The sequence below is a fragment of the Streptomyces sp. CAU 1734 genome (assembly GCF_039888735.1).
Classification (GTDB): Bacteria; Actinomycetota; Actinomycetes; order Streptomycetales; family Streptomycetaceae; genus Streptomyces.
On sequence record NZ_JBDQQP010000007.1, the window covers coordinates 158,369 to 170,164 of the forward strand.

Annotated in this window: 12 protein-coding genes and 6 tRNA genes; 9 read left to right on the forward strand and 9 right to left on the reverse strand. The window is 73.9% G+C overall.

Going from position 1 to position 11,796, the window contains the following annotated elements; translation table 11 throughout:
- Positions 1-108 precede the first annotated feature (108 nt).
- Complete coding sequence (locus AAFN69_RS15345) at positions 109-2,874, forward strand: hypothetical protein (RefSeq protein ID WP_347729048.1); 2,766 nt, start codon at positions 109-111, stop codon at positions 2,872-2,874.
- 198 nt (positions 2,875-3,072) lie between these two features.
- Here the strand turns inward: AAFN69_RS15345 and AAFN69_RS15350 are convergent.
- Positions 3,073-3,147, reverse strand: a tRNA-Val gene (locus AAFN69_RS15350).
- A 54-nt stretch (positions 3,148-3,201) separates the two neighbouring features.
- Positions 3,202-3,720: a TIGR02611 family protein gene (locus tag AAFN69_RS15355; RefSeq protein WP_347729049.1), complete on the reverse strand. Its 519-nt coding sequence runs from the start codon at positions 3,718-3,720 to the stop codon at positions 3,202-3,204.
- Between the two features lie 190 nt (positions 3,721-3,910).
- On the opposite strand from AAFN69_RS15355, the gene AAFN69_RS15360 reads away from it, so the two are divergent.
- Both AAFN69_RS15360 and AAFN69_RS15365 read left to right on the forward strand, forming a co-directional pair.
- A complete protein-coding gene (locus AAFN69_RS15360) occupies positions 3,911-4,324 on the forward strand; it encodes an SsgA family sporulation/cell division regulator (protein ID WP_003959770.1) in 414 nt (137 codons plus the stop codon).
- 192 nt (positions 4,325-4,516) lie between these two features.
- The gene (locus AAFN69_RS15365) at positions 4,517-5,074 is read left to right on the forward strand and encodes a CGNR zinc finger domain-containing protein (RefSeq protein ID WP_347729050.1); all 558 of its coding nucleotides are present in this window, start codon (positions 4,517-4,519) and stop codon (positions 5,072-5,074) included.
- A 26-nt stretch (positions 5,075-5,100) separates the two neighbouring features.
- Here the strand turns inward: AAFN69_RS15365 and AAFN69_RS15370 are convergent, their stop codons facing one another.
- Both AAFN69_RS15370 and AAFN69_RS15375 read right to left on the reverse strand, forming a co-directional pair.
- Positions 5,101-5,253, reverse strand: coding sequence for a hypothetical protein (locus AAFN69_RS15370; protein ID WP_347729051.1), 153 nt, complete (start codon positions 5,251-5,253; stop codon positions 5,101-5,103).
- A 241-nt stretch (positions 5,254-5,494) separates the two neighbouring features.
- The gene (locus AAFN69_RS15375; protein ID WP_347729052.1) at positions 5,495-5,995 is read right to left on the reverse strand and encodes a hypothetical protein; all 501 of its coding nucleotides are present in this window, start codon (positions 5,993-5,995) and stop codon (positions 5,495-5,497) included.
- A gap of 155 nt (positions 5,996-6,150) precedes the next feature.
- Between AAFN69_RS15375 and AAFN69_RS15380 the strand changes: the two genes are divergently transcribed.
- Complete coding sequence (locus tag AAFN69_RS15380; protein ID WP_347729053.1) at positions 6,151-6,675, forward strand: DsbA family protein; 525 nt, start codon at positions 6,151-6,153, stop codon at positions 6,673-6,675.
- Positions 6,676-6,744: 69 nt separating this feature from the next.
- Here AAFN69_RS15380 and AAFN69_RS15385 read toward each other — a convergent pair whose 3' ends face one another.
- The 3 genes from AAFN69_RS15385 to AAFN69_RS15395 all read right to left on the reverse strand — a co-directional run bounded on the left by AAFN69_RS15385 (position 6,745) and on the right by AAFN69_RS15395 (position 9,626).
- Positions 6,745-7,584, reverse strand: coding sequence for a GNAT family N-acetyltransferase (locus AAFN69_RS15385; RefSeq protein ID WP_347729054.1), 840 nt, complete (start codon positions 7,582-7,584; stop codon positions 6,745-6,747).
- 114 nt (positions 7,585-7,698) lie between these two features.
- On the reverse strand, positions 7,699-8,538 hold the full coding sequence (locus AAFN69_RS15390) for an aminodeoxychorismate lyase (protein WP_347729055.1): 840 nt from the start codon (positions 8,536-8,538) through the stop codon (positions 7,699-7,701).
- The gene (locus AAFN69_RS15395; RefSeq protein WP_347729056.1) at positions 8,535-9,626 is read right to left on the reverse strand and encodes a chorismate-binding protein; all 1,092 of its coding nucleotides are present in this window, start codon (positions 9,624-9,626) and stop codon (positions 8,535-8,537) included. The genes AAFN69_RS15390 and AAFN69_RS15395 overlap by 4 nt, the downstream gene beginning before the upstream one ends.
- Positions 9,627-9,825: 199 nt before the next feature.
- Here AAFN69_RS15395 and AAFN69_RS15400 point away from each other — a divergent pair.
- The 5 genes from AAFN69_RS15400 (at position 9,826) to AAFN69_RS15420 (ending at position 10,298) form a co-directional block, all read left to right on the forward strand.
- Positions 9,826-9,898 (forward strand) — tRNA-Gly (locus AAFN69_RS15400).
- 38 nt (positions 9,899-9,936) lie between these two features.
- A tRNA-Cys gene (locus tag AAFN69_RS15405) sits at positions 9,937-10,010 on the forward strand.
- Position 10,011: 1 nt separating this feature from the next.
- A tRNA-Val gene (locus AAFN69_RS15410) sits at positions 10,012-10,083 on the forward strand.
- A gap of 19 nt (positions 10,084-10,102) precedes the next feature.
- Positions 10,103-10,174 (forward strand) — tRNA-Val (locus tag AAFN69_RS15415).
- A 52-nt stretch (positions 10,175-10,226) separates the two neighbouring features.
- Positions 10,227-10,298: transfer RNA gene (locus AAFN69_RS15420), tRNA-Val, on the forward strand.
- 135 nt (positions 10,299-10,433) lie between these two features.
- Here AAFN69_RS15420 and AAFN69_RS15425 read toward each other — a convergent pair.
- Together AAFN69_RS15425 and AAFN69_RS15430 are read right to left on the reverse strand one after the other, a co-directional pair.
- Positions 10,434-10,733 (reverse strand): zf-TFIIB domain-containing protein, encoded by a 300-nt coding sequence (locus AAFN69_RS15425; protein ID WP_347729057.1) that lies wholly within the window; start codon positions 10,731-10,733, stop codon positions 10,434-10,436.
- Between the two features lie 61 nt (positions 10,734-10,794).
- Positions 10,795-11,796 carry a phosphotransferase gene (locus AAFN69_RS15430; RefSeq protein WP_347729058.1) on the reverse strand — a complete coding sequence of 334 codons (1,002 nt, stop codon included), beginning with the start codon at positions 11,794-11,796 and terminating at the stop codon, positions 10,795-10,797.

An 11,796-nucleotide genomic window follows, 5' to 3' on the forward strand; every position in this document is an offset into this window, starting at 1 on the left:
GTCCGGCTCCGTTCTCCGCCCCCGGGCCCGCACGGCGGAGCCGTACTCAGACGGGATATGAGTATCCGCACCCATGCCCTGCGGTGTGGCGCCGGACACACTCCAACCATGAACAACCTTCCGCCACCGCCGCCGCCGGCCGAGGAGCTCGTCATCCTCGATCGCGAGCTGGTCCGACTGGACGCCCGGCGCGCCCAGTTGCTGGCGCGCCGCGCCTGGCTTCTCACCGTGCTCCAGCCGTCGGCGGGGACGGCTCCGCGCATGCGGGCCTCCGCGGCTTCCGCCGGCTCGCCTTCCGCCGGTCCCACCGGTCCCGCCGGTTCACGCGCCGCCGGGCCGAGTGCGCAGAATGTGCTGCTGGCGCTGGGCGGGCTGCTGCTCGCGGTGGCCGCCATCGCCTTCACCCTGGTCGGCTGGGGCAGGCTCGGGATCGCGGGGCGCTCCGCGGTGCTCGGCACGGTGACCCTGGCCGCGCTGGCGGCCCCGGTCCTCCTGCTGCGCCGCGGACTCACCTCCACGGCCGAGGCGCTCGGCGCGCTCGGCCTGGTGCTGCTGGTGCTGGACGCCTACGCCCTGCACCGGGTGGCCCTGCCGGGGGCGCACGGCGCGGCCTACGCGGCTTGGGCCTCGGCGGTTCTGGCGGTGCTGTGGGCGGGGTACGGGGCGGTGGTCCGGGAGCTGCGGATCCCCGGTCCGGCGGCGGTGACGGCGGCCCAACTGCCGCTGGTGCTCTGGGCGGCGGCGACGGCCGGCAGCGGTTTCGGGCCGTCGATCGAGTGGGCGCTGCTGGGAACGGCCGCCTTCGACGTACTGGTCGCGGGGGCCGTGCGGCGGCCGGTGGTGCGGGTGTTCGCCCTGGTGGGCGCCTCGGTCGCGGGTGGTCTGGCGCTGCTGGCCGGCGGGCTCGGCGCGCTGATCGCCGAGACCCCGGGCGCGGCGGCCGAGCCCGCGCTGCTGCTCGCGGCGGGCGCCGTACTCGCCCTGACCGCGGCCCGGCGGGCGCCGGCGACGGCCCTCGCGGGCGGCGCGGTGGCGGGTCTGGCCCTGATCACGGGAGCGGGCGGGCTGCTCCGCACGGTGGTTCCGGCGGGGTGGGCGATACCCGGGTATCTGCTCTGCGCGGCCGGCCTCCTGGCGCTCACCGCACTCCCCGCGGTACGCCGGAGGGCGTCCCGGCGCGAGCTGTCGGGCCTGTCCGGGGCCTCGGCCGCGGTGCACGTCCTGGCCCTGCTCTCGGTCGTCCCGATGGTCCTGATGACCCTCGCGGGCCCGGTCGCCCTGCTCGGGGACATCTGGCCGGAGCATCCCGCACAGGCCGTTCCGGGCCCGGAGACCGGCTCCCTGCCCGTGCCGGGCGCCGCCGCGGCACCGGTGGTGCTGCTGCTGGTGGCGGGTGTCCTGGCACTCCTGGCCCGCCGCGACCCGGCCGGTACGGCCACCGCGCCGGGGGTACGGGGGACGGCCGGGCCCGGTCCGGAAGCCGGGCCCGCCGGGGCCGGGGCATCGGACACCGGATCCGCCGCCGCCGAGGGCGCGGCGCCGGACTCGGCGCCATGGAGCTCCGCGCCCGGCACGGAAGCCGTGTCCGGGGCCGGGACCGCGGACGGTTCGGCGACGGATCACGGCGACGCGCCGGGCGGCGCGCGACAGGCCACCGGGGCGGACACCGGGGCGGGAGCCCGGGACACCGCGGGCGCGGAACCCCGGACCGCTCCGGCCGGGCACGCGGGCGGATTCGGACGGCGGCCCGAGGACCGGGCCGTGGCCCGGGGCGGCGCGCTCCTCCTCGGCTGGGCCGCGCTCTTCATGCTGCCCTCGGCGCTCTCCGCCGGACACCTCACCGCGCTGATCGCCCAGGTGCTGCTGACGGTCGCCGCGCTCGCGGCCGGCCTTCGCCCGCTCCCGGCGGCGCTGCCGCCCGTGGCACTCGTCTGCGGTCTCACCGGGGCCGTGAGCACGGCGCTGCTGTCGCTCGTGACCCGCCCGGCCACCTTCACCGTGCTCGGTGTCCTGTTCGCCGTGCTGACCGCCGTGACGGTGCGCTCCCGCGCCTCCCGGGCCGCACGGGCGAGCCTGGCCTGCGCGGCCGTCCTCCTCGGCACCGCGCTGCTGATCGCCGGCTGCCTCGCGGCGGAGGCACCGCCGCACCTGACCGCGCTGGTGCTGATCGCGGTGCCCGCCGCGGTGGCCCTGATCACCGCCCGGCCGGCCGCGCACCCGGTCGCGATCCCGCTGGAGTGCGCCGGCGCGGCGGTGGGGCTGCTCGCGGCCCTGCTCGCGGCGGCCGAGCCGCCGGTGCTGGCGCTGGTGCTCGCGCTGGGCGGGGTGATCGCCTCGGGCACCGCGCTCCGGCCGGAGCGGCGGCATGTCGCCGGCGCGGCCGGCGCGCTGCTCCTGGTGGCGGCGGCCTGGGTGCGGCTGGCGGCCTGGGACGTGGTGGCCCCCGAGGCGTACGCACTGCCGGTCGCGGTACCCGCGCTGGTGGTGGGGGCGGTGCGGCACCGCAGGGACCCCCGGACGTCCTCCTGGCAGGCGTACGGCCCCGGCCTGGCCGCGGCACTGCTGCCCAGCCTCGCGGCCGCGTGGGGCGAGGGGCCATGGCTCCGGCCGCTGCTGCTGGGCCTCACGGCACTGGCGGTCACCCTGCTGGGGGCGCGGCTGCGGCTCCAGGCACCGCTGGCGCTGGGCGGGGCGACGCTGGCCGCGGTCGCGCTGCACGAGCTGACGCCGCACGTGGTCCAGGTCGTGGACGCGCTGCCGCGCTGGCTGCCGCCCGCGCTGGCCGGTCTGCTGCTGCTGATGGTGGGCGCGACCTACGAGCAGCGGCTGAGGGAGGCTCGCAGGCTGCGGGAGACCGTGGGCCGGATGCGCTGAGCGCGACGGCCGCCGGGTGTGCGCACGGGTCCGGGGAACCGGGCCCGTGTACTCCGGTGTCATGGTCCGGTCGCGTGAACAGGGCTCCTCCGGTCCGGGGCCGTGCATCACCCCTTCGGCCCGCGGTGGCCGATCACCTGTCCGCGGATACGCCGATGGCCCCGGAGACTGGTCGGTCTCCGGGGCCATCTGTCCGGGTGGTGGGCGATACTGGTTTCGAACCAGTGACCTCTTCGGTGTGAACGAAGCGCTCTCCCACTGAGCTAATCGCCCGGGCGCACCGCAAACATTACCCCATGTCAGCGGGTCCCCCCGACCGGTTTCCGATCAGGATTCGATCTTCCACGGCAGGGCGATGCCGAACTTCCAGAGGTAGATCCCGGCGAGGACCGCGCAGATCACCACGCCGATGGTGGTGAGGATGAGATTCCGCCGCCGCACCCTGGGGTCGAGGGCGCGCTGAGCCGCCTCGCTGACCTTGCGCTTGGTCCAGCGCAGCACCAGCTGGGCCCAGACGAACTCGGTCGCCCAGATCGCCATGCCCCCGAAGATCACCACCCAGCCGGGGCCGGGCAGCACCAGCATGGCGACGCCCGCGGAGACCACCGCGAGGCCGACCACGAAGACACCGACCTGCCAGCTCAGGTGCAGGGTCCTGCGCGCCTGGACGTACGCCGGAGCGCGCGATCCCAGCGGCTTCTCGGGCGCCTTCTCCTTCGCCCCGGCCTCCTCCGCGCCCTCGGCGCCGGCCGCGCCCTCGGCGCTCCCGGCGATTCCGGTCCGGTCAGCGGACCGTGATTCCTCAGCCGCCACCATGACCTCCGTGCCGTTACTCCCCGTGTTCATAGCTGCAAATTTACCGGACGGAACGCACTACCCGGAATGCTCCCAGGGAACGAACAATCGATCCGCCGTTAGGGGTACCTAAACATACCCAAATCCCTCAGAGGGGTTTACAACGCCACCGTAGGTGGCATGTCGATTTCGCCGACGTGCGAATCCCCGAGCGCACACTGAGCGAAAGGCCCTGGCGCTTATGAACACCACGGTCAGCTGCGAGCTGCACCTGCGCCTCGTTGTATCGAGCGAGTCCTCACTGCCTGTACCCGCGGGCCTGCGGTATGACACGGCCGATCCCTATGCCGTGCACGCCACCTTCCACACCGGAGCCGAGGAGACGGTCGAATGGGTGTTCGCCCGCGACCTTCTCGCCGAGGGGCTGCACCGGCCCACCGGCACGGGCGACGTCCGAGTCTGGCCATCCCGCAGTCACGGCCAGGGCGTCGTGTGCATCGCGCTGAGTTCCCCGGAGGGCGAAGCCCTGCTGGAGGCCCCGGCGCGCGCCCTGGAGTCCTTCCTCAAGCGGACAGACGCGGCGGTGCCACCCGGCACCGAACACCGTCACTTCGATCTCGACACGGAGCTCTCGCACATCCTGGCCGAAAGCTGAGCCAGGCCGGGAGCCGCACGGCGCCGTCCAACTCGGGGAGACGGCGCCGCGCGGACAATCTCATACGGCACGGGTATCGGCGCCGTCACCGCGCATTCCAGCACGGTGACGGCGCCGATACGCTGTGACGTGAGCCGCTAGAGTTCAGCGCTATTCGCGGGTACCGGCCCGCGGCAGGCCAGGGAGCGAATCGTGCTGATCCCTCACGACACCAGATTTGCCCTCGACATGGTCGTCGATCTGGTGAACACCGCACCGGAGGGCGATCGGGGGGACGGGCTGTCGGATATCCCCGCACTCGACGAATTCGTCCGGCGCAACCGGATCAGCGATATCAGTGCGCTGGGCATACGGGACCTCAAGGCCGTGCGCGGGGTACGGCACCGGTTCGCCGAGATCTTCGCGGCGGCCGACCGGCGGACGGCCGCCGAGCTGATCAATGAGCTGGTCGCCTCCGCGGGCACCACTCCGCAGCTGACCGACCACGACGGCTACGACTGGCATGTCCACTACTTCGCGCCGGGCGCCTCGGTGGGCGACCACATCGCGGCCGACGGCGGCATGGCGCTGGCGTTCATCGTCGTGGCGGGCGAGCTGGAACGGCTCCGGCGGTGCGAGGCGCCGGACTGCGGGCGGGCCTTCGTCGACCTCTCCCGCAACCGCTCGCGGCGCTACTGCGACAGCCGTACCTGCGGCAACCGGCTCCATGTCGCCGCTTACCGGGCGCGCCGCAAGGAAGCGGCGGGCTGAGCGGCGGCACGGCCGCCGGACACGCCTCACAGGAGGAAGAGGTCGTGAATGGCGGCCCTGAGGAGCAGCACCCCGATCACGGCCAGAAAGATCATCAAAGGCGGCTGGGAGAGGGCGAAGAGGCAGCCTCGCGGCTCTTCCACGGGGGGAGGGACATCGCCCTGGGGGGTATCGAGCATCTCGGGGTGATGATGACGCAGCGCGCGCCGTCGGGATCGACCAACACACCCTGCGGCGGGGCGAGTTCGGCCACGCACGGCGTTCCCGCTGGTGAGCGGTGCGGGCGGAGTGGTTCCGCCGGTGCTGCGGAACCGGCCGTCTCACATGGCGGGCAGCCGGCACGCCCCTCGCGCCCGGACGGGGGTCATCGCGGGTGAACCGTCCGGTGCCGGGTGCCCCGGCCCCGGGCCGGGCGGCGGATCAGATGCCGTGCTTCTTGAGGATCGCCTCGATGTCGCTGAAGTCGTCGCCGCCGCCGGACTTCGCGGGCCGGGTGCCGGCCGCGCGCCCGGTGGTGCCGGCGGAGGTGCCCCGGCCGAGGGAGGGCGCGGACGCGGCGGGGGCGACGGCCTCGCGCTCCGCCGCCCTGGCCGCCTTGCGCTCCTTGCGGCCGGTGACACCCCTGCGCCGCTCCACGGCGCGGGTGGTCATGAAGAGCAGCCAGGCCCCGCCGAGCAGCCCGAAGCCGATCCAGGCCGTGGGGCTGAAGGCGGTGTCGACCGCCCACTCCACGGCACCGGTGAGCACCAGTCCGATCGGGATCAGGGAGTACGCGGCGATCCGGGTCGCGGCCAGGAATCGCTTCCGGTACGCCGTGATCGCGGCGATGCCCAGGCCGGCCGCGGACACCGCGGAACAAATGGTCTCGGCAATCATCCGGTCCTCCAGGCTGTGCGGGCTTGCGCGGTACGTCCCTTCCATCCTGCACCGGCCGGGGGCCCGGGGGCCACGGTGCGGGGGGACCTCAGGGAGATCTCGGGGGCGGGATCATCCCCAGGTGCCGCATCGGGCCGGAGCCCCCGGCACCGCGCGCGGCCGGATGCGCCGGGTCCCGTTTCTGCTGAGAGACTGAGGTCATGACCGATTCCGCCATCACCGCACCCGTCGTTCTCGACGTCTGGTGCGATCTTCAGTGCCCGGACTGCCACACCGCCCTGGACGATCTCCATGTCCTGCGCGCCCGGTACGGCGACCGGCTGGAAATCCGGCTGCGGCACTTCCCGCTGGAGAAGAACACGTACGCCTACGCCGCGGCACAGGCCGCCGAGGAGGCCGCCGACCAGGGGCGCGGCCCGGAGTTCCACGAGGCGGTACTGGCCGGGACGGAGCAGCTGGCCGAGCGGGGCGAGGCGTTCCTGCTGGACACCGCGCGGCAGTTGGGCCTGGACGCGGAGGAGTTCGACACCGCGCTGATCGACGGGCGGCATCTGCTGACGGTGGACGCCGACCAGGCCGAGGGCAAGGCCCTCGGGGTGACCGGGACTCCGACGTACATCATCGGCGGCGAGCGTCTCGACGGCGGCAGGAGCCAGGAGGGGCTGCGGGTCCGGATCGAGGAGATCGCGGACCGGCTGCTCGCGGACGCGCCCCGTACCGGCTGAGCGCTGCCGTCCGGCACCCGTGCCCGGCCGGGCCGGCCGAGAGACCGGCCGCCGGGCCGGGACCATCCGTCACAGCAGCGGTTTCGCGAAGTTGACGCCGGTCGTCCGGTAGCCCAGTGACTCGTAGAGCCGCAGCGCCGGCGTGTTGCCCGCGAAGACATGGAGCCCGATCCGGTCCTGCCCGGCCTCCGCCGCGGCGCGTTCGGCGTGGAGCAGCAGGGTGCGGCCGTGGCCCCGGCCGCGCGCGTCCGGGGCGACCTCGATGTCGTACACCCAGGCGCCCGGCTCGCCGGGCCGGATCTCCCGGGCGCCCAGGTAGAGAAGTCCGACCGGACTCCCCCGCCACTCCAGGACATCGAGCCGGACACCCGGGGTGGCGAGGCCGGCCGGGAGTCCGGCGTCGCGGTCGGCCTCCGCCTTGGCCCGGGCCTCGTCGGGCGGGAGACCGCGCTCGGCCCAGCTGCGGGCGTAGCTCTCCAGGCCCTCGTCCCACCACACGGCGAACTCGGCCTCGTTCATCGGCCGGATCCCGGCCCCCTCCGGCGGCGGTACGGACTCCGCCGTGAGGGGTTTGGCCATGTTGCGGCTGCGCTCGGTGTAGCCGAGTACGGTGACCAGCCGGCCGGCCGCGACCTCCTCGGGGGCCACGGCCACCTGCACCTGTGTGCAGTTCCAGCCGCGCAGCACCTCCTCGGCGGCGAGCGCGGCGACCGTGGCCCGGCCGCGACGGCGGTCCGGTTCGTCGATCCGGAGCGAGTGGATGGTGCCGGTCCGCGGGCCGACGGAGGGGAGGGTGGCGACCTCCACCCTCCCCACGGCACGGCTGTTCACGCAGACCTCGTAGGCCCGCGACCGCCTGCCGCCCGCCTCCTGCTGAAGCGGCCCGGTCGGCCGCAGGGTAGTGGTCATCACAGGGTGTTCTACCGGCCGCGGGGCCGCTCGTCACCCCGTTTTCGGCACCACTTCGGTGTTGAGCCCGGTATTGAGCCCGGTGCCGTCCCGGTGCGGACGGGCCGGCGGCGGTCAGCCGGCCGGCGCGGCCTTCGGGTCGGAGTCGGCGGCGGCGCGCTCCTCGAAGATCCGCATGGCCTTGGTGGTCACCGGTCCGGGTGCCCCGGCGAGCTCCCGGCCGTCGACCCGGTGCACGGCCTGCACATCGCGCAGGCTGGAGGTCAGGAAGACCTCGTCGGCACGGTCCAGTACGTCGAAGGGCAGCTCGGTCTCGCGCGCCCCGGTCCACTCGACGGTGAGCGCCCGGGTGATGCCGGCCAGGCAGCCGGAGGAGACCGGCGGGGTGTGCAGTTCCCCGTCCAGGACGACGAAGACATTGGAGCCGGTGCCCTCGCAGAGCCGGCCCACCGTGTTGGCGAAGAGCGCCTCGGACGCGCCGCGCTCGGCCGCCCTGGCGAGGGCGACCACGTTCTCGGCGTACGACGTGGTCTTCAGCCCCGCCACCGCGCCGCGCTCATTGCGGGTCCAGGGGACGGTGATCACCGCGGTGGTGTCCGGTCTGCGCGGGGTCTCGCCGACCGCCACGATCAGGGTCGGGCCGGCGTCGCCCCGGTCCGAGCCGAGCGGCGAGAGGCCGCCGGTGTAGGTGACGCGCAGCCGGCCGCGCTCCAGCGGGTTGGCCGCGAGGACGGCGGCGCAGGCGCGCCGGATCTCGTCGTGGTCGGGCTCCGGGAGCCCGAGGCCGCGCGCGGAGCGGGTGAGCCGCTCCAGATGCAGGGTGAGCGCGAACGGTGTGCCGCGGTCGGTCCTGAGGGTCTCGAAGACACCGTCCCCGACGGTGAGACCGTGATCGAGCACCGATATCCGGGCATCGTCGGCATCCCGCAGTTCGCCGTTGACCCAAAGCTTCATCTCGCTGGTCCTTCCGATTCCCTGATACGCCCCCCTTTTCCGGCGTACTCCGGATCCGACGCTATCGCGAGCAGACGTGCCGCCTTGAGCTCGGTCTCGGCCCACTCCCGCTCGGGGTCGGAACCCCAGGTGATGCCGGCTCCGGTGCCGAAGCGGAGCAGGGCCCGCGGGCTCTCCCCCGGGCCGGTCCGGTCGATCCAGAAGGTGCGTATGCCGACGGCCAGCTCCCCGGTGCCCCGGTCGGCGTCCACCCAGCCGATGCCCCCGCAGTAGGGGCCGCGCGGGGCGGTCTCCAGCTCCTCGATGATCCGCAGCGCGCTGGACTTGGGCGCCCCGGTCACCGAGCCGGGCGGGAAGGTGGCGTCGAACAGCTGGGGCCAGCCCTCCTTGGGGCCGAGCTCACCGCGCACGGTGGAGACGAGGTGGACCAGCCCGGGGTGGGCCTCGACCGCGCAGAGGGCCGGGACGGTGACGGTGCCGGTGGCGCAGACGCGCCCCAGGTCGTTGCGGACCAGGTCGACGATCATGACGTTCTCGGCGTGGTCCTTCTCCAGCAGATCGGCGGTGGTGCGTCCGGTGCCCTTGATCGGGCCGGACTCGACCGCCGCGCCGTCGCGCCGCAGATACAGCTCCGGCGAGGCGGTGGCGATCTCCACTCCGTGATCCGGGAGACGAATCGTTCCGGCATAGGGGGCCGGATTGCCGCGCGCGAGGAGGGCGGTGAGGGCGTCGACGTCGGCGGTGTCCGGATCGGGCAGCGGCGCGGAGAGAACGCGGCAGAGATTGGCCTGGTAGACCTCCCCCGCCGCGATGTATTCACGGATGCGCCGTACGCCCGCGGTGTAGCCGGCCCGGTCCAGGGATGACGTCCAGTCGCCCGCGGCGGGTCCGCGCCAGCGCCCCGGCACGGGGGCGGGGACCGGTTCCGTGGTCACCGAGCCGAAGCGGGCGCAGGTCGGACGCCCCTCGAAATCCGCGGCGACGGCCCAGAAGCCGCCGGAGTCCAGGGCTGCCGGGTCATGGGTGACGTCCCGGAGGTCGGTGGCGACAATTCGGCCGAAGCGGGCCAGGGGAGGGAGGCTGTGCACGCTTGCGAGTCTATGACCGGCGCGGATGGGACGCCCGGGGCCGGCCCGGGGAGCGCCCGCGAAACGCGCGGGGAGCGCGGCCGGGCGACTGCGGGGCGAGCACACGTCAGCACGCTGCGGAAACGCGTTTTTGTACTGGCTCAGGAATCCGCTAGAGTTCAACACGTCGCCGGGACGCGCAGCGGGCCGGAAAAGACAAGCGGACGTGGCTCAGTTGGTAGAGCATCACCTTGCCAAGGTGAGGGTCGCGAGTTCGAATCTCGTCGTCCGCTCGACGTGGGGGATCTTCCCGAACCCCCGCACACTCCGGGGTGGAGTGGCCGAGAGGCGAGGCAACGGCCTGCAAAGCCGTCTACACGGGTTCAAATCCCGTCTCCACCTCCATGGACGATTAGCTCAGCGGGAGAGCGCTTCCCTGACACGGAAGAGGTCACTGGTTCAATCCCAGTATCGTCCACTTGGTCCGCGAGGATCACGCGCGATTAGCTCAGCGGGAGAGCGCTTCCCTGACACGGAAGAGGTCACTGGTTCAATCCCAGTATCGCGCACGCAAGTGCACCGAATGATGTTTCACCACCTGGTCCCAGGACCGGGAATCCCGCGCGATTAGCTCAGCGGGAGAGCGCTTCCCTGACACGGAAGAGGTCACTGGTTCAATCCCAGTATCGCGCACCGACCGAAACCCCCGGCCGTCTCCACGGCCGGGGGTTTTCGCGTCCGCCGGGTACGGGGCCCGGTCCGGCCCGGCGCCCGGGTGCGGGACCGGCCGGGACGGGGCGCCCCGGACCGGATCCGGCCGCCGGTGTGTCAGGAGGAGAAGAGCATCCGGCCGAAGCCGCGGTTGTGCCGGCCGTGGTGACCCCCGTGGTGGCCGCCATGATGACCGCCGTGCTGCGGCGCGCCCCACGCGGGGGCGGGCGGGGCCGGGTACGCCTGCGGGGCGGGCGGGGGCGGCGGGGCCGGCTGGGTCCACTGCGATTCGAGGCGGGTCAGCGCCTCCAGCTCGCCGTAGTCGAGGAATATCCCCCGGCAACCGCTGCACTGCTCGATCTGAACACCGTTGCGGTTGTAGGTGTGCATCGGTGCATGGCACTTGGGACACTGCATGGTCGTACTCAGCTCCTCGCCGGTCGGTCGGCGCCGCCGAGAACGGCGGCACAGGAGCAGCCTACGACGGGTGTCCGGATTCCAACTCGGTTGCGAGAGCGGCGATCCGCGCGCACGCGTCCATCACCGCGTGATCAACTTCGTCTGTCTCGCGCTGTTCCGCCACGGCTTTGGCGATCGAGAGCGCGGCGGTCTGCACAGTGAGCGCGCGGGCGGGGATGTCCAGCCGGGCCCATGGATCACCGTCCGGATCGACGGCCGGGCCGCGGGCGGCGGTGTAGGCGCCGAGGAATCGCCCCCAGACATCCGGGCTCAGCAGCCCGGCCGCGTACCAGGCGGCCGGCCTGGCCAGATCCCAGGCGGGGTCGCCGAGGCCGAGATCGTCCACATCGATGAGCAGCCACGGTCCGGCCGGGGCGGGATGGCGGACGAGCTGGCCGAGATGGAGATCGCCGTGGCAGAGGAACCCGGCGCGGGGGCAGGGGGCCTCGTCCCGGGCCCAGGCGGGCAGCCCCGCCCAGGCGCGCTCGACCACGCGGGCGGCGGCCGGGTGCTCCCCCGCCACGGCCCGCATCCGGCGCATCGCCCCGGCCGCCTTCGCGGGCCCGCGCATCGGCGGCAGGGGGCCGGGCAGCCCCGCGGGGTCGGCGGAGTGCAGCCGGGCCAGCAGGACCGCGGCCTCCTCCCAGGGCGCCGCGCCGGGATCCGCCGGATCGACCGGCAGTCCGTACGGCCAGACGGAAACGGGCCGGCCGGGCACCTCGGACGCCCGGAGCGGCTCCGGCAGCGGGGGCAGCAGGATCCCGGCGAGCGCCGGATGCCCGGCGACGGCGAGCCGGGCGCGGTGCCCCGCGAGGTCGGTGGCGGGGTCGTGCGCCTTGGCCACGGCGGATCCGTGCCGTACGACGATGCCGTCGTCCCGGTCGGCGAGTACGGGCTCCGCCCGGCCGCAGGCCCGGCAGGCCGGCTCGGCTCCGGCTCCCGCCGCGGGTATCGCGGCGGAGTCGTGGTGCGCGGCCTCGCGGGCGGCTCCGGCGAGTGCGGCGACAACGGCTGTGCTCAT